Annotated in this window: 1 protein-coding gene; it reads left to right on the top strand. The window is 69.4% G+C overall.

The window, feature by feature from the left end; translation table 11 throughout:
- A partial coding sequence (locus G4D83_RS45230) for an ExeA family protein (protein ID WP_163871169.1) occupies positions 1-686 on the top strand: 686 nt, incomplete at its 5' end.
- Between the last annotated feature and the right edge of the window lie 98 nt (positions 687-784).

The following is a 784-nucleotide window of genomic DNA, read 5'->3' as shown; positions in this document are numbered from 1 at the left end:
GCGAGCGGCAGAGCGTCATGCTGGTGGGCGAGCCCGGCGTCGGCAAGACGTGCGTCCTGCGCGCGCTCCGCCACCGGCTGCCCCAGGCGGGCTTCCGCCTCACCTACTGTCACAACGCCACGCTGGGCCGCCGCGACTTCTATCGCCAGCTGTGTCTGGCCCTCGGGCTCACACCGTCCGCCACCGCGGCCTCGGTTTTCTACGCCGTGTCCAGCCACGTGGAGGACCTCGGTCGCGAGCGCATCCACCCCGTCTTCCTCCTCGACGAGGCGCACCTGCTCCACCAGGACGTGCTCGACCACCTCCACATCCTCCTCAACTACCAGTGGGACTCCAAGGCGCTCCTCTCCCTCATCCTCGTCGGCCTGCCCGAGCTCGACTCGCGGCTCGCGATGCGCCGTAACCGCAGCCTCGCCTCCCGCCTCGCACGCCGCCTCACCATCGACGCGCTTGGGCCCGATGACACCGCGGAGTACCTCCGCCTGCGCCTGAAGAACGCGGGCTGCGAGCGAGAGCTCTTCGCCTCCGACGCGATGGCGATGCTCCACGAGGCCGCCTCAGGTGCTCACCGCGACATCGACCGGCTCGCGACCACCGCGCTTCGCGAGGCCGCGCGTCGCAAGAAAAAGCTCGTCGAGCGCGACGTACTCGCACGCGTGCTCGACACCGACTCCGCCAATCAGTAGGCCGCTCCCATCTCCGAGCGCGCTCGCTCACGCTCGCGCTCGGTGATGCCCATCAACCAGGCGGATTGCTCGTCCATCAACCAGCTCGCCTCGCAACA

Source organism: Myxococcus eversor, assembly GCF_010894455.1.
Taxonomy (GTDB): Bacteria; Myxococcota; Myxococcia; order Myxococcales; family Myxococcaceae; genus Myxococcus; species Myxococcus eversor.
The sequence above is the reverse complement of the archived record's forward strand: the minus strand, read 5'-3'. Positions and strand labels throughout refer to the sequence as shown.